Genomic DNA, 18,326 nt, shown 5'->3' with positions numbered 1-18,326 from the left:
CCAACCACTCGCGCTCGCCCTCTTGTGTTTCTCCGTGTGGACCGGTGTTAACGACCGCCGTTGTTGTTTGCGAGGCCCTTGCTTACGAGCACCCGCACCGTTGCACGACGGTTCATGGCTCGGCCGTCAGGCGTGCTGTTGTTCGCGATTGCCTGCGCCGATCCATATCCGGTCGGATTCAAGATCCGCCGCAGCGGAATGTCCTTCTGCTCCGACAGGTAGCGCACCACGGAGACCGCCCGCGCCGTGCTCAGTTGGAGATTGTAGGCTGGCGTTCCGCTCGTGTCGGCGTAGCCCTTCACCTCGATGATATAGCCCTTCAAGCCGGCCGCGCGGTTCACCATGTCGTCGAGTACGCCTCTGGCGCCGTCGGCGAGATCCGAGACGTTCGTCGGGAAGTTGACGACCAAGGAGATCCTCTCCTCGTAGTTATCAAGATTGGTAACTCTGGCGTTCACGTGCGTAATACTGTCCGCCAGTCGTCGCTTTACCCTCTCGATGCTGTCGGTGTTGGCCGCCACCTGGCTCCGTGTCACCTCCGAGCCGACATTGATCTGTTGGGCAACCTTCATCGACCGTGTCGAGAAGTGGATCTCGTCGGCGACCAGCGTACCGTCGGCGCTGCCGCGACCCTCGACCTGCATCATCAGCCCCGGCATGATCGCGGAGTCGTCGCGCTTCTTGCGACTCATCTTGAACAATCCGCTCGGCGTCGAGATGCGAGTGTCATCCGTGAGTAGGATCGTGTGCAATCCGACATTCCCCTCACGGAGGCGAATGGTGTCGCCTTTCTTGTCGAGCACAATCCCCGAGAACTTCGCCTTCTCGCCGTCGGCGTGCACGACCATTGGCGGTAGCGGCTGCGGTTGCGGCTCTTGCGCCGCCGCCGGCAGCCCGAAGGCGAGTGCCGCGAGAACGAGTGGTGACAGATGGGAACGCACTACGTTCGTGACGGCCCGCGCGTTGGTTTTCATCGTTGCCTCCCTGGAAACTGCTTGCGACCGAAAAGTCTCGGCGCCACCGACGTGTTGACATTGGACTATTGGTCACACGGCGGGCCAGCCTGACGCGACCCCGCGTTCCCGCAACCTGACGAGGCGTTAGCCAAAGGTCCACTCGCCCGTGTCCGGCACGGGGCCATAGGCTCCGACATGATCAAACGTTACAGTTTGCTCATCGCACTCGTCGCGTCGAGCCGAGTCGCGATGGCGCAGGATCCCACGCCCGGCATCGAGCTGCCGACCGACGCTCGCTCGCCGATGACTCCTGGTTTGCGCAACGGCGGCTTCGTCGGCATTCCGGTCGTGCGCTCGTCGCCGCAGCTCGGCTTCGGCATCGGCGCAGTCGGGGCGCTGCTCTTCAACGTCGACTCCGCCTCGCCGCAATCGGTCGTGGGCGTTGGAGGTCTTTATAGCGATACGCAAAGCTGGCTCGCCGACATCGGCAGCCGCGTCTACTTCCAGGGCGGCGCCCGGACCGGCGCAATCGGGTTCCTGTACTTCGGCTTGAATTACGACTTCTTCGGCGTCGGCTTCGAGCAGGGCAACGCCAACAGATCCGTCGACATCTCCCAGAACGGCGATTCGCAGATGCTCGAGTACCTCGGCCGGCTCATCGGGCGGTTTTACATCGGGCCTCGTTATGTGCATCGCGGCGTGGGCACGTCGCTGAGAAAGCTCGAGGCGTTGAGCGCGACCGATACCGTTGCGCTGCTCGCGCAATCGGACAATAGCTATTCGCTTTCCGCGTTAGGTGCCGAGGGCACGTACGATACGCGGAATAAGGCCGACGACCCGACGAACGGAACGCTCGGGGAAGTCCAGGCAATGTTCTCCCGCGGCTGGCTCGGCTCGACTCCGCAATGGAACTGGTATCGTGGCTGGATCAATCAATACGTTGCACTCTCGTCGTACGATGCCGTGCTCGCGATGCGGCTGCAGGGTTGTAGTGTGGGATCGGACGCTCCGGTTTGGGAGTACTGTCTCTACGGCGTGAACTCGGACCTTCGCGGTTATGCTGGCGGCCAGTATCGCGACAAGACCATGTTCACGGCGCAAGCCGAGTTTCGTATTCCGATCGTCGATCGTTTTGGAGCGGTGGCATTCGGCGGCGTCGGCGCGGTGGCGCCATCGTTCTCAGCCGTCGCGATGAACCAGTTGCTGCCAGCTGGCGGCGTCGGCGTGCGTTACCTGCTTTTTGAGTCCTGGCACGTCAAGATCGGCGCCGATGGTGCCTGGGGTCGCAATGGAGGCACGTTCTACCTTCGCCTCGGAGACGCGTACTGAGGATGTGAGTACTTACTCACACCTCAACGACGCCGGATCTTTCGCGGCACGAGCGATCCGAGCTTGACGCGGAAGAGCACGAGCGCCAGTGCCACGAAACCACGCACGACGTACTCGTTCACCATCGGACTCATCGACACTCGCATCGGCTCCTCCCGTTATCCACAGCGCGGCCGTCATGCTGATGGTCGGATGATTACGCGCCGTGTCGGGCTGGCGGAAAGTGGACGCAAGGCCAACGGCGAACGCCACCGATTCACCGCGCTCAGACTCGACTTCGCGCGCTATCTGGCGCTGGCACTCGAGCTCCGGCTTGCGTCCGACGTCCTGCAGACGGCGCTCTCGCCGACCTGGGATCAGTTGGGCATCCTTGGCGCGATCGCGACGATTCGGACCGCGCTCAATTTCTTCCTTGCCCGGGAAATGCGCGACGAGCTATCGATCAGCGAGGAACCAGCTTCAGATCGGCTGATCGAGGCAGGAACGATGGAATGAGAGACTTCGAACACGGATCGGGCGGCTCGTGCACGGGGTCGAGGAGAAATGCCTGCGCGATGACCGCCACACACGACGCGCTCACCGGTCGCGCATAGGCTAGATGTCCGACGCCGCCGAAGAGAACGCGATAGTTGTGCGACAGCGTTCGCGCCGCCTCGTCCGCCATATCCGGTGGCGTTTGCGCGTCGTAGGTCGACGACAACATCAGCGTCGGGATGTCGCTCGTGACCGGATTGATCGCGTCGACGCCGCTGAACGGTACACCGAGCGCGTCGCATACCGCGCGGCCCCCAGCCTGGAGCACGCCGGACGGAATGTCGCCGCAGAGCACGATGTGATAGATGACGGGGTAGTTCGGTCCGGCGGTGCGCGCGAGCGCCGTTTCATGGACGACGTGGAGCACGAGCTCGGGTGACATCGTTCGCCTAACGGTGTCGCCGTGTGCCAACTCCTCGAGCACTTGCGGCATCGCGCGGGCGAACTCCGTCCCGGCGTACGCGCCGACGGCGCTCAGGAGATCGCGGCCGCGAAGATCCAGATCGAACCAACCTCCGCCCGATGGCAGGTGGACGACGATGTGCACTGGCGGAGCGTCGTTCCGATCGAGTGCGCTCGCCATCTTGCGGAGCTCGCGGTACTCGGAGCTGCAGGTAGAGCTCTTTTCGCAGTCGTCGATCAATCGCTCGGCTACCGCGCGCCGGCGATCGTTGAGCACGGCCGGGTCGAACGAGGTGATGCTTTGCGGCGGGGCGACGCCGTCGAGAATGGTCGCCTCGACCATTTCCGGGTGCACGCGCATGAGCTGCAGGGCGACCTTGGTTCCATAGGAGGTCGCGAAGAGCACCATGTGCTCGTAGCCGAGCGCTCGCACGACGTCCCGCGTGTCCTCGAGCGCGTGGAGCGTCGTAAAGTTGGCCGGCTGGACTCCTTCGGCGTGCAGTCGCGCAGCAATTTTCTTCGCGGAGTCGACGAGCGTTTCGATGGACTCCTCGCGCGTCGCGCGCCAGTGATAGGAGAGCGTGCCGAGCGCCGGCAATGCGATGCCAGTGTCCCCAATCCCACGCTGGTTGAAGGCAATGATTGGCCGCTCTCGTAGCGTGAGCTGACCCACGGGCGACGGCAGGAAAACCTCCGTAACGACGTCAATGGCGGGCTCTCCGGGGCCGCCGGCGAGAAAGACGAGTGGCGTTTTTGAACGCGCACTCGGCGACTCGTACACGACGACGGGTAACACGACCGGCGCCAACTTTCTTGCGTTGGGATTGTTCCGATCTTGCGGAACAGTGACGGTGCCGCAACGAACCCACGAGGTGTCGACGCCGGCGATGGCGCGCGTACGCGCGGGGCAAGGCCCCGGAACGAACGCTGGGTCGGTTGCTGTGACTCGTTGGGGACCGGCGGCGACGCTCGCCGCAAGCAACGACATCAGCCATCCTCGACGCATGACGTGAATGCCGAATTCTTCCGCGCTCATCCTGCACCTCGTGCAACAAGGTCAACAGCCCGCGCCGCCCGAAAGCCGGGCAGCCGCAAGGCTATTGTTGGATGATGACGGCACTCCAGACCCAGGCTCCATTGGCCCTAGAGCCCACGACGCATCGCGTTCGCCGCGCGCCGTGCTGCGGGGTGTCGCCTAACGTATGACGGGAGTCGTCACGACCCGGATCAGCGCCGTAAGGCACAACAGTGTCGCAACGAGCAGCATGAAGGTACGTAACTTTGGTCCAACGAGCGGACGCACGGCACCAGCAAAGAACAGCACCGTGGCCAAGATTACCGTTTCGAAAACGTACTGGTCCGACACGTCGTTCGCATGCTGGCCCTGCTGCAGTGCTCTATTCGCGGCGGCGTCGTAGCGTTCGCCGTCGTCTGCTTTGCTCGAGTGATATTCTCCGCGCTCGAATGGCGTGCTATTCTCGGGACGCGTGCTGTCCTTTGCCCACGCATCGAACGCGACTCGAAAGTCCGATCGAAAGTGCGCCTCGTAGAGCGCGACCAGGTGCGGCCGTTGATCGGCAGATGCCTCGAGCCACTTCATGAACAGGAGCGCGTCCATGAGTCGCAAGCGCGCGGCCTCGTTGCTTGCGGATGCGGCTTTGCCGCGCAATACCGAAGAGAGTGTGTATTGCGCCGCCTGGACGCCGCCCCACACCGACGCCTGATAGCTGCTCCACGCGGTCGCAAGAGCGGCCACGGCGAGCAGCAACGCGGCACCGTTGTCGCTGCTCCAGTGCCACGACGTCAGGAAAGTGCGCCAGCTAGGGAAGCGGCTCCGCCTTCTCACGACCTGAGGACGTGCGGGCGATCAAGCGGAAGCCGACATGGCTCGTCGACGTATCGATCGGCTGTGGGTAGCGCGCGGCGGGCCGATACCGCCGGCAGTAATTCGGCGCGCACAGATGCGAGCCGCCCTTGAGCACTTTGCGCGGAATGCGAATTCCGGGCAAGCAGCGATCGACGCTCGCGGCGGCGGCGCTCGGGCCGCAACAGTCGGATCCCGCCGGCGTGCGCGAGAGGCGATACCAGTCGGCGGTCCACTCCCACACGTTGCCGATCATGTCGTGCAGGCCGTAACCGCTAGGCGGGAAGTGGCCCACCGGTGAGGTTCCCTCGAAGCCGTCGGCGAGGAGGTTCTCGTACGGGAAGCGGCCTTGCCACGTGTTCGCCATGAATGTGCCGTTAGGCAGGAATTCGTTGCCCCAGGCGTACACGGCATTGTCGAGTCCTCCGCGCGCGGCGTACTCCCATTCCACCTCGGTCGGAATCTGCTTGCCGACCCAGGTCGCGTAGGATTCGACGTCGATGTAGGCGACGTGAACGACGGGATGCTTCGCGAGCCCATCGAGCGAGCTGTCGGGTCCCTGCGGATGACGCCAATCCGCGCCGAGCAGGAACGCCCACCAGTTGGCGATCTGGCTCATATCCACGGGATGATGCGGTTTCGTGAATACGAGCGATCCTGGACTGAGCATTTCGGGACGCGCACCCGGATACTCGGCGGCGTTCGGCGGCAGCTCGGCGAAGGTGACGTAGCCGGTTTCGTCGACGAATCGCGCGAATCGTTCGTTGGTGACGGGATATCGGTCGATCCAGAATCCGTCGACCGTGGCGCGGTGTGCCGGTCGTTCCTCCGGATAATGCGCGTCGGATCCGATCACGCACTCGCCAGAGGGAATCCACACCATGTCGGCTGCCGGCGGCGACGGCGGCGGCCCGTCAGGCGCGATGGCTGGAGCGGCGGTGGCACTGGACATACATCTCCCCGATTCGATGACATCGCTGTTCGACGCATCAGTAGACGCGTCGACGAATCGCGATGAGGATCGGGGTGTTCAGCCGGCGATGCTATTGCCCTTTGGTCCCGGCGCACAACGCTCGGGTGCGGTCTCGATGATCGCTTCGAGCTCGTCGAAGCTCACGGGCTTCACGAGGTGGTAATCGAAACCAGCGGTGGCGATGCGCGCGTCATCTTCGCCGTCGCATCGTCCAGTCAGGGCGACCAGGAGCGTACTGTCGAAACTGGGCTCGTCGCGCAGCCAATTGGCGACGGCGACGCCATCGTCCGGTCCGCGAAGCCCGATGTCGAGTAGTACGACCTCCGGATGGAAAGCGCGCGCAGCATTCATGACTTCGTCCGCGGCAAACGCCGTCATGACGGCGTGACCGGAAAGACGCAACAGCTGCGCGATCGCATGCGCGACGGGAACGTAATCATCGACTACGAGAATGCGGCTTCGACGCACGGCGACGGTACTCCTCTCAACCGAGTTCCTTCTCTCGCTCGCTACGCTACAGCGCTCGCGACGCGCTCGCTATCCGGGAATGTGAGTGCCCGAACATGGGATACTTACGTGCCGGCCATCCGAAATACTCCGAGCAATGCCTAACGTCATGGCCCCTGATCAGGGTTTCGTATCGCATACTGAATCAGCTCCGCCGTGCTCCGCACACCCAGCGTCTGCATCATCTCATACTTGTGGCTCTCGACCGTACGCGGCGACAAACGCAAGATCGCGGCGATCTCCTTCATCCGTTTCCCTTCGGCAATGAGGCGAAGCACCTGACGCTGCCGCATCGTCGGCCGAGCCGAATGATTCGTCGACGCCGCCGTATTGATCGCGACCATTACATCCTTCGTAATGAGCGGTGTGAGATACGCGCGACCATCGAGCACCTTATGGATTGCCGTGATGAGCTCCTCACCGGCGGAATTCTTCAGCACATAGCCCCACGCGCCGAGGCGAAACGCCTCGGTCGCGAGGTGGGCATCGGCGTGCATGGTAAGCACGATGACCCGCGAGGGAATCTCGAGCACGTGAAATTCGCGCAGCACCTCGAGCGCGCCGAGCCCAGGCATCGCGAGATCGGTGACGACAACGTCGGGCCGCAACTTGTTCGCCAGTTCGACGAGGGCGAAGCCATCAGCGACGCTTCCAACGAGCTCGAATTCGTCCTTCAGCAGGCTGCGGAGGCCATCGGCAACGATGACGTGGTCATCCGCGAGCAGCAGCGTGGGCCGGTCCATGAGGGTCTCCGTTCGGGACACGGACGGAAATGCGGGTGCCAAGACCTGGCGAGGTATCGACCTGGACGGTGCCGCCGACAAGGCGCACACGTTCGTCGATACTCGTTAGGCCGAGGCCGCCGCGGCGACGTGCGGCCCCTTCGTCGAAGCCCCGTCCGTCATCGGCAATATGCAGCTCGAGCGCCTCTTCGGAAGTCTGAAGCGTGACGAGTGCGCCGTGCGCACCCGAATGGCGGGCCGCGTTGCGAAGCGCCTCCTGCGTCACGCGATAAACGCAGAGGGCGACGTCGTGCGGGACGCTGATCTCACGTGGCTTGGCGGCAAGGACGGCGCGCATCGAGTCACCGCGGCCATACTGCGCGCAGAGCTCCCTCATCGCCGGGACCAGGCCGGCGTGGCGCAACGCCGCCGGATGCAGCTCGTGGGAGAGCGCGCGCAGATCATCGGCCGCGCGCATTGCCTGACCCTGCAGGAGAGTCACTTCCTCTCGAACCGTGGAGTCGTTAGGGAGGTGTCGTTTGAGCGCGCTGAGGCCGATCCCGAGCGCGGCGAGCTGTTGGCTGACGTCGTCGTGCAGCTCGCGGGCAATTCGCGTTCGCTCAACCTCAGTCGCGGTGAGGAGACGACCGGCGAGGTTCCGGATCTGCGCGAGGCTCTGATGCAGCGCGCGCTGACTCGCGCCGAGCGCGCGGGACGCGCGCTCACGGTCCTGGACGACGGCGCAGAGACAGAGCATCGGCACCGCGATCGCCAACAACTGGAATTGCAACGCCGGCACGACAGCGCTCGGTTCGTGCTCGGCGAGGTGGCCAATGCCATGCATCGCCATCCACGTCGTGAGGTACGCCAGCGCGAGCAGACTGGCGCCCGTGACGCCAACGCCAAAGCGGACCGCGGACCAGAGCAGAAAGACGAGCGGCAAATAGACTACGGCCGCGCCGCTGATCGACTCCGTCGGGCGCGAGAACGCGAAGGCCGCCATCGCGAGGAGGCCGGTGAAGAGCAGCGTGCCCTCGAACCAGCGCGCGCGAAGGGACGCAACCAGTGACTCGCGACCCATCCCGAGAACGGCGAGCACCGTCGGCACGAAGACCACGTTTGTCAGGACATTTGCGCGGGCCCGCGTTTCGTAGACGAGCCAGTAATCGTTACTCCAACCGGTAGCGACAGTGATCCCTGCGTCGGCGAAAGACAGGAGCAGCGTGGGGATGGTCGCGCTGAGCAGCAGAAAAGCGAGCATCGTCCGCAGGCCTTCGATGCGCCACTCGCCCGGCGACACGAACCGCCAGATCGTCGCGCCGAGCGCTGCGTCGGCGCAATTCGTGACGAACAGTAACGACATCGTTACGAGCGGCGAGTGATTCTGCCAGCCGACAACGAGCTGCGCGGGAAAGGAGGCAAGCAGCAGAAATGGCCAGCTGGACGGGGGCGAGACACAGAGGGCCGCGAGGAGGATCGAATTCGGCAACCACAACACCGACTGTGGCACCGAGGGACTCTGGAAAAGAAAGCCGATCCACGCGCCCAGATAGTACGCGATCGCCACCGCGATTACGCGCGCGACGAGCGCCGCCGGCCGCGGAACCGCGACGGTCGGGGCCGTTGTCTCGAGCACCACGTCCTGCAATGGCAGGATGCGGGAATACGCAGTCAAATGCGCCCTCGTATGCGTTTGCACTCCGGCTTCCTGTCGCATGCGGTGGCCGCCAGTCGCGCCCCTTGTCAAACCAGGCCGCGGAAGGCGAAGCGAGCGGACCGCGTCGTCTTCGACGAGTGTACTTCCTTTTCCCGATCTCCTCAACCCGTATTTTTCCGGGGTCGCGCGCTTGGATGAACAAACTTTAATGTGGCGCCTCATCGCAGGAACAGCCAGATGATGCTCAGCGCGCCGATGAACAGAGCGCTCAGCGTTAGCCCTTCCACGAAAAAGCGCTCCGGCTTGTAGTCGAGGCGATCGATCGCCCGATCGACCCGCAGGTACCGGTGCAGCGACAAGACCATGAGGAGGAAGCCGAACAGGACCATGCCCAACCCGATCTGCTTCGTGTCGCGTAGCAATCCGAGTGGCCGGCGGTCGGCGTCCGGTCCTCCATTCTCGATGAGATAGATGCTGAAGCGGTTCACCGTAATGCCGAGACTTATCAAGGAGATGGCCGTTCTCACGTAGGCCAGATGCGTGCGCTCGTTGGAGAGATGCTCCGACGCCTGATAGTGACGGATCGACGGATCCTTCCGCGCTTCATCGGCGGCGTCACCCCTGCGGCGGCGTTCGTGGGCAGCGGCACTCATGAGACCTCTCCTGCGGGACGCGATCTCTTGGACCGCTGCAGCGGCGGTTGAAAGTGGCGGGGCTCAGCGGGGCCAACTGTTGTTAGGCCTTCCGCGGCATTTGCCTCACTCTTGGACGCGGACGCAAAGCCGACAAGGGACACCCAACTGAGCGGTTGCTCGGCACTGTCGCCCCAAGGCTCCTCGCGAGAGAGAGACCACCGTAAACCACAGCGATGAAACTGAAATCGGTGACTTGGCTCACCTCGAATGCGAAGGACGCCATCGCCGCGCAGAATGTTATCGGGTAGTGAGCTCACCCAACCCTTGAATGCACTTGAATCGATCGAGTCACGGGTCGTCAATACCCAGGCCCGATAGTCCTCCTCGTTTCGGGGCTGGACGATCCGGAATCGGCGGGCTTCCGAGTCGATTGCGACGCTCGGCGTCCATTCCGCGTGAATCGCGTGCATCGGCACGTGATCTAGCGTTGTGCCGAGAATCATCGCCGCCGGGAGAATGCATTGCTCGCTCTCCACGAGTCGCGCGCGAACGGTGCGCTGGAGGAGCCAGCGTCGCACGATCTGTCGTTCTGGCGTCGTCACGCGATCCACCTGATTGAGCACCAGCAGCTCGGCATACTGGAGCTGCGCGTCGAGCGTGCCGTCCACCTCGAAATCGTTCTCCTTCGCGCGCAGCACGTCGGGCGCGCTGACGACGACGACGCTGCCCCCAGGCCGGAATCCCGGCAAGAAAGCATAGCCGGACGTGCGGACGGGGTTCGCCGATGGCGAGGCTTCGACGACGACGTGATCGGGAAGTGCAGTCGCGTGACGAGTGTGGAGCGTCGAAAGCGCGGTTCCGATATCACCGTCAACCGACAAGCACGCTGAGCCGTTTGTCAGAATGAGCGCGTTGTCGTCGGCGCGGGCGATGCGCGAAGGGTCCAAGGCGAGCGCGCTCGGATGATCGAGCACGACCGCTATGCGACGCCCATCGTTGTGGGTTAAGAGTCTTCGTAGTAGAGTAGTTTTCCCTGTTCCCTCGGGACCGCCGACGATGGTGAGTGGGATTCGTTGAACACCACCACGCGCGAGCACGAATCGATTCATTGTGCCTCCTCGATCACACCGCTGCTCAGTGATCGGTCAGGAACATTCTCGCGCCGACAATCCGTTGCTCAATTGGCCTTAGAGCCCAGCTGCGCACCGACGATTTGATCGCGCGAGAGAGGAGGACCCTCATGAATGGGTCCTTGGTCCAATCGCAAGGACGCTGCGTTCGCGAATGCTTTGGAAATGCCAACCGTGTTGCGTAGACGCGCGCGGCGCACCTGGCGTGATGCAAGAGACGAGGACCGTATGGGACTACGCAACAATCCACCGACAATTCGCCGCCGCGTTGGTTCGTCCGCGGCATCGCCATCGGAGTCCGTCGTGCCACTGCGAAACGCGCTCGCCGAAGCAAATCGTGAGAGGCTGCAAGAGTTTCAGGTGTCCGTGCAGCCTGTGCACGCGGACGACACGCTCGATCGCGTGATGGCCGAGCTCTCGCACGATCTGCGGCAGCCGCTCACATCGCTCAGGATGAATCTGCAAAGCGCCGTGAAATTGCTGCAGCAACCGACGCCGAGCGTGTCGGCCGCGCTTGACGCACTGAGCGATTGTCTCGGCACGGAGCACGACATGATCGAGCTCATCTCTCGTGTCAAGCAGCGCGCGAGCGCCACGACCGAGGTCGCGGCTGTCACGCTCAACGAATTGGCGAGCGACCTTGTCGTCACGGCCCGCGGCTTCCATCCGAACTGGCATTTTCGCGTGGAGGAATGCTACGCGCCGCACTCGCCGCTGGTCACGGGCGGGTTGGCGCGGTTACGACTCGCGTTGCTCAGTATTCTTCGGCGAGCGCTGATCATCGGCGACAGCGAGCCAGCCACGCCGGACACCATCGTCGTCGAGACGCAATTGGTAGTGGATTACGCTGAACTGCGATTCACCGGGCTTCCCCTCTCGCTCTCTGCGTCGCCCGGTTTTCAAGGGTTGCATACGCTCATCACGACGCTCGTCGAGTACCTCCGGGGCCACGTCAACCTGAGCCTGCACGAGGAGCATCTGACGCTCGCCATCATTATTCCGGCGGCGCCGACGCGCACGCTTCATTTAGCGGAGGGGAGCCATGGAGACTGAGCCACTTATCGTCGTCGTCGACGACGACGAACGCATCTGCCGAGCCGTTCAGCGAGTGCTCATCACCGGCGGGTATCGCGTTCGAACGTTCACGACGGCTCAGGGCTATCTCGCCGAACAGGACGCGATGGAGCCCGCGTGCCTCGTGATCGACATCAAGATTCCCGATCTCGACGGCCTAACGATGCTCCGCGAGTCGCGCGCCGCGGGGCTCGAGACCCCGGCGGTGTTCATTACGGGCAGCGCCGATCTCGATGCGGCGGTCAAGGCGATGAAACTCGGCGCCTTCGACCTGCTCGAGAAGCCGCTCGATGATCACGTGCTGCTGTCGACGGTGAGCAGCGCCACCGAGCGCGACGCCAAGCAACGCGCGGGACGGCGTCACCTCGCCGTGCTCTGGGCGGCGCTCGAGACCGTCACCGCTCGTGAGGCAGAGGTTTGCGCGCTCGTCACCTCGGGACGACTCAACAAGCAGATCGCCGCCATCATTGGGACGACCGAAAAGACAGTGAAAGTGCATCGCGCACGCGCCATGACGAAACTCGGCGCGCACTCCGTGGCCGAGCTGGTGCGGATCGTCGACTATCTCCTCGCAGCGGACGCACCAACGAGCATCGTGACGCCAGACCACCGCGTCATACAACGTCCGCGGGTGCTCGACATCATGGCCGCCGCCCTCGGTCAGGCGACGGCTGCTTCAGACGGCCTTACGAGTCACAGTGAAAGTACTCGCGTACGCTCCACAGGATCATCCGATAGTGGAGATCGTCTTCCCGCGTCGTAGTCGCGCGTAGCGCGCCACGCGCCGTGGCGCGCTTCAGGGCAATGACCATCTGTTCCGGTCTATTGCCACAATCGCGCAATTCAGCGGCGGCCGCGCGCACGATGCGCTGCAACTCGCCGGCAAGTGGTGAGCACTCCCACGGCTCGCACGCGAGCACACCCCTCATGAGACTGCGCAACCGCGTGATTGGCGCCTCTGCCATCTTCACCGCGGGCGAGGGTGGGGCTGGATACAACGGAGCGTGTAGTGTCGGCATACTTCACAAAGCTTCACACTCCGCGTGAACCAGCCATTGGACTTTCGCTACATAACGCCGCCGGCGTTGGATGCGATTGGCACGGTCTTTGGTCCACTGTGCCGCACCACGGTGATTATGACAACCTCTCCGCAGGGCAGTACGGGGAGGAGGCCATGGCGAACCCACACGTGGCGCACTCGATCAGCCGAAAGTCGCGGGACGGCCGTGAACACACCGGTCTCGTAAGAACAAGCACGCGCCACCTGTCATGGCTGCCGCTCACGCTCGTCATTCTCTCTCTGGCGGGTCTCGCCATCGCACCGCTCGTGCTGCAGCAGCGGACGAGCTACATGCGCGACGATATTCGTGCGGTTGGCGAACCGGGGCGGTTGCTTCTTGGTGAACTGCGCCTCGGCTTGGCGCGTGAGTTGGCCTTGTCGCAGCGATTCACGATCTCGCGCGATCGCTCGCTGTTGGCCGATTTTCAGAAGGCATCCGCGCGCGACGATTCCCTGCTCGCGCGACTGAACGCAACGCTCCATGAGATGGGACCCGCCGCTCGCAACTCGGTGGGTGGCGTGCGCGAGACCGTCGACCGGTGGCGCCAGTTTGCGGCGCTCACGGAGACCAAAACGGCGGATGACGTGCTGCGACAGACGGTGCAGCATGGGATGAGCTATGAGGGCCTGCTCCTCGCCACGGTGCGCGTCGATTCGGCAATTGCGCGCGCCATGCAATCGCGCCGCGCGCAGATCGATGGCGACGAATCGCTCGAGCTGGAGCTTGCGATTGCCTTCGTACTGGTCGGATGCGTTGCCTCGGCCGCCGTGCTCGTGCTCACGCTGCGCGATCGCCATCTCCGGCTCGTGCTCAAGCGACGCGCCGAAGAGGAAGCGTCGCTCCGGCGCCTCGCCAGCTCATTGAGTGGCGCGTTCACGGTCAACGAAGTGGCCGAGCTCACCGTCTCGGCGGCGCTCAACTCGAGCCGAATCGGCGGCGCCTACCTGGCCCGGGCGATCGACGGCGATCTCGTGACGATTGCCGGCCGCGGCACTTGCACGCCCGTCGCGGGAACCCGCGCGCGCATGCCGGCGTGGCTCAACGACGGCACCAACGCCGATCATCCGCGGATTTACACGACGGAAGTTCGTCCTTCACGCGAGGCGCGGCGTACCGGGGTCGACGCGCGGCGATCCGGGTCGTTGCTCGTCGTGCCGCTGCGGCACGACGGCAGCGTGATCGGCTCGTTAGGTGTCGCGTCGGCCGGCGGACGGCGGCAATTTAGAGAATCGTCATTACGCTTTGGTCGTGCGCTCGGCGACCTGGCGGCGGTCGCGTTGCACCGGGCCGAAGCGCTCGACAGTGAGCGCCGTGCACGCTCCGAGGCGGAGTCCGCCGTTCGCACACGCGACGCCGTGGTCTCGATCGTGTCACACGATCTGCGAAATCCGCTGATGGCGATTCTCGGCAGCGCCGATCTGCTGCTCGAGCTCACCGACGAGCATGGCCACGACACGGAGCGGACGCAGCTCGCGACGCTCAAGCACGCCGCCGATTCGATGAATCGGCTCATTCGCGATCTGCTCGATGTCACCCGTCTCGAGTCCGGTCCGCTGCCGGTGCAACGGAATCATGTGAATCTGGTGGATGTCGTGGACGATGTCGTCGACATGTTCCAGGTCGTCGTTCGCGCACGCCACATGACCTTGACGCGCGGGGGACTCGCACAGGTGCCGATGGTCCTCGGCGATCGAGACCGACTCGCCCAGGCGTTCTCGAACCTCGTTGCCAATGCCGTGAAGTTCACGCCCGATGGCGGACAGGTGAGGATCGACGTCGACGTTCATGCGGATGGCATTCACGCGTCGGTTCGCGACTCTGGACCAGGCATTCCCCAGGATCAGATTCCGCATCTCTTCGATCGATTCTGGCAGGCGTCGCGCAGCGATACGCGCGGGCTCGGCCTTGGCCTCGCGATCGTCAAGGCGATCGTCGAGGCGCACGGCGGCACGATCAACGTTGAAAGTGTGCTCAAGCAGGGCTCGTCGTTCTGCGTGCGGCTGCCGCGCGCCGATGTCGAGGCGCTGCCGATGCCTAACGTATTGCACGCCACTGTCCCTGGCACGCCGACGCCGCTGCCGACAGAGCCCTCGAGCGTTCCCTCGATCTTCGCGACTGTCGGCCAGCCATTGGAATCATGAGCGGGGGAGTGTCGAATGCAGCCCAGCGCCGTCCTTCTGGAAACCAGCATCGTCGCCCTCGTGCTAGGACTTGCACTGCGGGGACGGCCGCGCGACGTCCGCTACTTTGCCTGCCGACCGCGTCTGTTGCTTCGTGCATTCATCGCGATGGACGTGCTGCTCCCACTCTTCACGATGAGTGTGCTCTCGACGCTGGGAGCGCCAGGGTCCGTAATCCTTGGCGCGACGCTGCTCGCGATATCACCGGGCACGTCACTCGTCGCACAGAAGGAACTGAGGCCGAATGGACGCGCAGAGTTCGTGCTGGCGTCGACGCTGCTCGGATCGCTGCTCTCGATCGCGACGATACCGATCTGGCTCGCCATCGCGAGTGAACTGTTTCTCAGCAACACGCTACTCGCGCCCGGCGCCGTCGTACGTCTCGTCGCGATTCTCTTTCTGCTCCCGTTCGTGCTTGCGATCATCCTCCGCCGTGTTGCTCCCGAAGTGATGACGCGGGCGAGCGGAGCGTTGATTGTCGTAGCCGACGTCCTGTTGCTCGCCGTCCTGCTCTCGTTTGCCGGCGACATCGTACGCGGTCTTCACCGTCTGGGCGTTGGTACCACGGCCGCGATCGCCGTCAGCTCGGCCGGCGCGTTGCTGATCGGTCATCTCGCCGCTGGACGCGACGCGTCGGATCGCTCCGTGCTCGCGATCATGACCGGTGCCCGACATCCCGCTCTCGCCCTGCTGATCGCGCGTTTCAACTTCGACGGTGATCTCGTGTTGCCGGCGGTTGCTGCCAGTTTACTCATCGGCACGCTGCTCACCCTGCCGTACGCGTATTGGCACCGAAGGCAGCGACAACGGCTCGGTGACCTGGCATTGACGCCGCCGATCGCACCCGAGACCCCGCTGCTCGCGCCGCCCGCTTCGCAATAACACGCCGAGGCGTAACGTAGGTTGGTCGAGCCATGGCGCTGTCCGGCAGCACCATGGCTCTTTCAGGTGGCACTACTTCTTCGCTACTGCTCCTCCCGGAGGCGTCACGTACGGATTGCCGCCCAGCGCGTTGGAGATATCGATGATTGCACGCTGGCCACGCACGCTGTTCCCTGCCTCATCGAGCGGTGGTGACACGACGGCGATCCCGAACTTGCCCGGCGAGACGGCGATCAAACCGCCGCCGACGCCGCTCTTCGCGGGCAGCCCGGTTGCGAACAGCCATTTTCCCGAATCGTCGTACAATCCCGCAGTGGCCATGACCGCAAGCGTCGGTGCGACGTGCTTGAACTCGATGACCTGTTTGGTCGTGATGGGATTGCGCCCACCGTTGGCGAGGGTCGCCGCCATCGTCGCGAGATCCTTCGCGTTCACATTTACTGAACACTGCTTGGTGTACAGGTCGGTAGCCTGCTGTGGATTCGCCTTGATGTGGCCGTACGCAAACATGAGCTGCGCGATCGCTTGATTGCGCTGATTCGTCGCCGCTTCCGATTTGTACACTTCGTCGTTGACGTGCAGCTGCCGGCCGGCGAAATCGTCGAGCGTATTGATGATCGTCGTCCACACCGCATCGTAACTCGAGCCGTCGATCATGCTCGTCGTCGTGATCGCACCAGCGTTGACCAGCGGATTCATCTCATGGCCTTTGTGCTCCTCGATTGCGATGATCGAGTTGAACGGCCGTCCCGTTGCGTCGACGCCAGTGTTGTCCTCGATTGCCTTCTCGCCGGATTGCTCGAAGACGTGCGCCATCGTGAACACCTTCGAGACCGACTGAATCGAGACTTCTGATGTCACGTCACCCGCCGTGTAGACCTTGCCATCAGGTGTGACGAGCGCGATGCCGAAGAGGTCCGGGTTGACTTTCGCGAGCGCGGGAATGTAGTCCGCGTTCTTGCCGTCCTTGAGGCTCTTGTACTTCTCGTAAGCGGCATTGACAGCCCGCTGGTAATCCACCGCGTTCTGCGCATAGCCAACTCGTGGGGCAACTGCGAGCAGCGCTGCGAGGACGGTGAGGCGCCGAATGACGTGCTCAGTCTTGTGCGCGAGTGGGCTCATGTCCGACTCCTCCTCCGAACTTCTGTGAGTAGCTGTATTTCACGGAAAACTGCAACCGGTAATCGTTGGGGGCGAAGCCGTTGCCATTGTTGGTCCGATGCGCCCACTGGAATTCGCCGCCGGTGAGGAAGCTCGGTATCGGCGACCAGAGCAGGTTGACGCTCGCGTACTGACCGGTGCGGAACGCCTGTGTCGTCTGCAGGTCGCTGTTGTCGATGTTCACGCGCGAGTATCCGATCGCGCTCGAGAGCTGCTTGGTCCATTTGTGATCGAGATAGCCGGTGAAGCCGAGATCGTTCAGGGCCTGACCGGTGACGGGCGTGACGGTATTCCCGACGTTTCGTTTGACACCGACGTCGACCGGCGCGTCGTTGAAATAGTTTTCAACCCCGGCGCCTTCGACGATCTGGAGATGAAGGACGTCGTGCGCTCCAGCGTTCACGGCGCCGCTGAGCGAGACGCCCCATCCCGTGACGCCTCCATTCAAGTCGAACGCATCGTTAGGGAGGAGGTCGTCCCATCGGATCCAGCGCACGATCGCGGACAGCCTTGCATACCCCCATTTCGTGCCAAGGCGGTATGCCGCCGAAATGTCGGGTGCGGGGAATCGAGGCGCGATGTTCTGCAACTCGATACGATCGGCGACGAGGCCCGCGTCGCCGCTGGCACCCGGACGTTCGAGTGCGATGAGGGCCTGCGTCCCATTCTCCTTGTGGATCGGCTCCCAAAACACCTGAACATTCCGGTAGAACAACATCCCGTTAGGCCCCCAGTATTCCAGAATGTTCGGAAACACGTTGAGGTCCATGAACGGACTCTCGAGCTGTCCGCCGCCGAAGGCGCCCCACTGACCGTACATGTGTCGTGGTCGAATCGTGGTCTGCCCGGCGTCGACGCCCACGCCAAAGAGATCCCAATCGAAGACGACCTTGATGTCTTTCGTCCCGGTCGGAATCGTCGCCTTCGCGCCGAATGTGGACTGGCGCGCGCTCAACCAGGTGTGGCCGTTGTGGCCAAACTGATCCTGGAACGCGGGCAGCTTCGACGGACGGTTCGTGTCGAACCAGTTCGGATCATTCGTGCGGAAGTCGCCGATGGCGTCGGCCATCGCGAAGCCGTACACCTCGATCCGCGTGCCCGTGTCGGCCTGGACCTTGGACGACTCGGGCTTGGACGACTGGGTTTTCACCGTCTGGCCGGACGAGATGCGGAGCGCCAGCGCCAACAGGAGCGACGCGATACTCAGCGCTCGTTTCATCGGTATAGACATGGAACGTCACCTGCCTCGTTAGGGTGAG

Annotated in this window: 18 protein-coding genes; 6 read left to right on the top strand and 12 right to left on the bottom strand. The window is 63.5% G+C overall.

All coding sequences use genetic code 11. The features are described from left to right. Window positions 1–47: 47 nt before the first annotated feature. Window positions 48–974, bottom strand: coding sequence for an OmpA family protein (locus VGH98_25070; GenBank protein HEY2379278.1), 927 nt, complete (start codon window positions 972–974; stop codon window positions 48–50). A 177-nt stretch (window positions 975–1,151) separates the two neighbouring features. On the opposite strand from VGH98_25070, the gene VGH98_25065 reads away from it, so the two are divergent. Beyond that, complete coding sequence (locus VGH98_25065; GenBank protein ID HEY2379277.1) at window positions 1,152–2,285, top strand: BamA/TamA family outer membrane protein; 1,134 nt, start codon at window positions 1,152–1,154, stop codon at window positions 2,283–2,285. A 23-nt stretch (window positions 2,286–2,308) separates the two neighbouring features. Here VGH98_25065 and VGH98_25060 read toward each other — a convergent pair whose 3' ends face one another. Beyond that, complete coding sequence (locus VGH98_25060) at window positions 2,309–2,431, bottom strand: hypothetical protein (protein ID HEY2379276.1); 123 nt, start codon at window positions 2,429–2,431, stop codon at window positions 2,309–2,311. A gap of 46 nt (window positions 2,432–2,477) precedes the next feature. Between VGH98_25060 and VGH98_25055 the strand changes: the two genes are divergently transcribed. Then, window positions 2,478–2,780 (top strand): DUF1622 domain-containing protein, encoded by a 303-nt coding sequence (locus VGH98_25055; GenBank protein ID HEY2379275.1) that lies wholly within the window; start codon window positions 2,478–2,480, stop codon window positions 2,778–2,780. Here VGH98_25055 and VGH98_25050 read toward each other — a convergent pair. From VGH98_25050 to VGH98_25015, 8 genes are all read right to left on the bottom strand, one after another. Continuing rightward, complete coding sequence (locus VGH98_25050; GenBank protein ID HEY2379274.1) at window positions 2,728–4,257, bottom strand: alpha/beta hydrolase; 1,530 nt, start codon at window positions 4,255–4,257, stop codon at window positions 2,728–2,730. The genes VGH98_25055 and VGH98_25050 overlap by 53 nt on opposite strands. Before the next feature lie 159 nt (window positions 4,258–4,416). Further along, a complete protein-coding gene (locus VGH98_25045; GenBank protein ID HEY2379273.1) occupies window positions 4,417–5,067 on the bottom strand; it encodes a hypothetical protein in 651 nt (216 codons plus the stop codon). Beyond that, on the bottom strand, window positions 5,042–6,037 hold the full coding sequence (locus VGH98_25040; GenBank protein ID HEY2379272.1) for a formylglycine-generating enzyme family protein: 996 nt from the start codon (window positions 6,035–6,037) through the stop codon (window positions 5,042–5,044). The genes VGH98_25045 and VGH98_25040 overlap by 26 nt, the downstream gene beginning before the upstream one ends. Window positions 6,038–6,115: 78 nt before the next feature. Beyond that, window positions 6,116–6,526 (bottom strand): response regulator, encoded by a 411-nt coding sequence (locus VGH98_25035; GenBank protein HEY2379271.1) that lies wholly within the window; start codon window positions 6,524–6,526, stop codon window positions 6,116–6,118. A 146-nt stretch (window positions 6,527–6,672) separates the two neighbouring features. Further along, the gene (locus tag VGH98_25030; protein ID HEY2379270.1) at window positions 6,673–7,308 is read right to left on the bottom strand and encodes a response regulator transcription factor; all 636 of its coding nucleotides are present in this window, start codon (window positions 7,306–7,308) and stop codon (window positions 6,673–6,675) included. After that, the gene (locus tag VGH98_25025; protein HEY2379269.1) at window positions 7,277–8,962 is read right to left on the bottom strand and encodes an MASE1 domain-containing protein; all 1,686 of its coding nucleotides are present in this window, start codon (window positions 8,960–8,962) and stop codon (window positions 7,277–7,279) included. Before VGH98_25025 ends, VGH98_25030 begins: the two co-directional genes overlap by 32 nt. A gap of 200 nt (window positions 8,963–9,162) precedes the next feature. Beyond that, window positions 9,163–9,597 carry a DUF202 domain-containing protein gene (locus VGH98_25020; GenBank protein ID HEY2379268.1) on the bottom strand — a complete coding sequence of 145 codons (435 nt, stop codon included), beginning with the start codon at window positions 9,595–9,597 and terminating at the stop codon, window positions 9,163–9,165. Then, entirely contained in the window at window positions 9,594–10,688 is a 1,095-nt protein-coding gene (locus VGH98_25015; GenBank protein HEY2379267.1) for a GTP-binding protein, read from the bottom strand. The genes VGH98_25020 and VGH98_25015 overlap by 4 nt, the downstream gene beginning before the upstream one ends. Before the next feature lie 249 nt (window positions 10,689–10,937). On the opposite strand from VGH98_25015, the gene VGH98_25010 reads away from it, so the two are divergent. The 4 genes from VGH98_25010 to VGH98_24995 all read left to right on the top strand — a co-directional run bounded on the left by VGH98_25010 (window position 10,938) and on the right by VGH98_24995 (window position 15,906). Next, entirely contained in the window at window positions 10,938–11,762 is an 825-nt protein-coding gene (locus VGH98_25010) for a hypothetical protein (GenBank protein ID HEY2379266.1), read from the top strand. Then, complete coding sequence (locus VGH98_25005; protein HEY2379265.1) at window positions 11,752–12,546, top strand: response regulator; 795 nt, start codon at window positions 11,752–11,754, stop codon at window positions 12,544–12,546. Before VGH98_25010 ends, VGH98_25005 begins: the two co-directional genes overlap by 11 nt. A 411-nt stretch (window positions 12,547–12,957) precedes the next feature. Continuing rightward, the gene (locus VGH98_25000; GenBank protein ID HEY2379264.1) at window positions 12,958–14,985 is read left to right on the top strand and encodes an ATP-binding protein; all 2,028 of its coding nucleotides are present in this window, start codon (window positions 12,958–12,960) and stop codon (window positions 14,983–14,985) included. Between the two features lie 15 nt (window positions 14,986–15,000). After that, window positions 15,001–15,906 (top strand): hypothetical protein, encoded by a 906-nt coding sequence (locus tag VGH98_24995; GenBank protein ID HEY2379263.1) that lies wholly within the window; start codon window positions 15,001–15,003, stop codon window positions 15,904–15,906. Between the two features lie 72 nt (window positions 15,907–15,978). Here VGH98_24995 and glsA read toward each other — a convergent pair whose 3' ends face one another. Together glsA and VGH98_24985 are read right to left on the bottom strand one after the other, a co-directional pair. Continuing rightward, window positions 15,979–17,028 carry a glutaminase A gene (gene glsA / locus VGH98_24990; protein HEY2379262.1) on the bottom strand — a complete coding sequence of 350 codons (1,050 nt, stop codon included), beginning with the start codon at window positions 17,026–17,028 and terminating at the stop codon, window positions 15,979–15,981. Beyond that, on the bottom strand, window positions 17,003–18,286 hold the full coding sequence (locus VGH98_24985; GenBank protein ID HEY2379261.1) for a DcaP family trimeric outer membrane transporter: 1,284 nt from the start codon (window positions 18,284–18,286) through the stop codon (window positions 17,003–17,005). The genes glsA and VGH98_24985 overlap by 26 nt, the downstream gene beginning before the upstream one ends. Window positions 18,287–18,326 lie beyond the last annotated feature (40 nt).

Source organism: Gemmatimonadaceae bacterium, assembly GCA_036496605.1.
Lineage (GTDB): Bacteria > Gemmatimonadota > Gemmatimonadetes > Gemmatimonadales > Gemmatimonadaceae > AG2.
The sequence above is the reverse complement of the archived record's forward strand: the minus strand, read 5'-3'. Positions and strand labels throughout refer to the sequence as shown.

Bases quoted from the DNA above. Each gene is read 5' to 3' on its own strand.
- VGH98_25070 (HEY2379278.1), bottom strand. From the start codon at position 974: ATGAAAACCAACGCGCGGGCCGTCACGAACGTAGTGCGTTCCCATCTG.
- VGH98_25065 (HEY2379277.1), top strand. From the start codon at position 1,152: ATGATCAAACGTTACAGTTTGCTCATCGCACTCGTCGCGTCGAGCCGA.
- VGH98_25060 (HEY2379276.1), bottom strand. From the start codon at position 2,431: ATGCGAGTGTCGATGAGTCCGATGGTGAACGAGTACGTCGTGCGTGGT.
- VGH98_25055 (HEY2379275.1), top strand. From the start codon at position 2,478: ATGATTACGCGCCGTGTCGGGCTGGCGGAAAGTGGACGCAAGGCCAAC.
- VGH98_25050 (HEY2379274.1), bottom strand. From the start codon at position 4,257: ATGAGCGCGGAAGAATTCGGCATTCACGTCATGCGTCGAGGATGGCTG.
- VGH98_25040 (HEY2379272.1), bottom strand. From the start codon at position 6,037: ATGTCCAGTGCCACCGCCGCTCCAGCCATCGCGCCTGACGGGCCGCCG.
- VGH98_25030 (HEY2379270.1), bottom strand. From the start codon at position 7,308: ATGGACCGGCCCACGCTGCTGCTCGCGGATGACCACGTCATCGTTGCC.
- VGH98_25020 (HEY2379268.1), bottom strand. From the start codon at position 9,597: ATGAGTGCCGCTGCCCACGAACGCCGCCGCAGGGGTGACGCCGCCGAT.
- VGH98_25015 (HEY2379267.1), bottom strand. From the start codon at position 10,688: ATGAATCGATTCGTGCTCGCGCGTGGTGGTGTTCAACGAATCCCACTC.
- VGH98_25010 (HEY2379266.1), top strand. From the start codon at position 10,938: ATGGGACTACGCAACAATCCACCGACAATTCGCCGCCGCGTTGGTTCG.
- VGH98_25005 (HEY2379265.1), top strand. From the start codon at position 11,752: ATGGAGACTGAGCCACTTATCGTCGTCGTCGACGACGACGAACGCATC.
- VGH98_25000 (HEY2379264.1), top strand. From the start codon at position 12,958: ATGGCGAACCCACACGTGGCGCACTCGATCAGCCGAAAGTCGCGGGAC.
- VGH98_24995 (HEY2379263.1), top strand. From the start codon at position 15,001: ATGCAGCCCAGCGCCGTCCTTCTGGAAACCAGCATCGTCGCCCTCGTG.
- glsA (HEY2379262.1), bottom strand. From the start codon at position 17,028: ATGAGCCCACTCGCGCACAAGACTGAGCACGTCATTCGGCGCCTCACC.
- VGH98_24985 (HEY2379261.1), bottom strand. From the start codon at position 18,286: ATGAAACGAGCGCTGAGTATCGCGTCGCTCCTGTTGGCGCTGGCGCTC.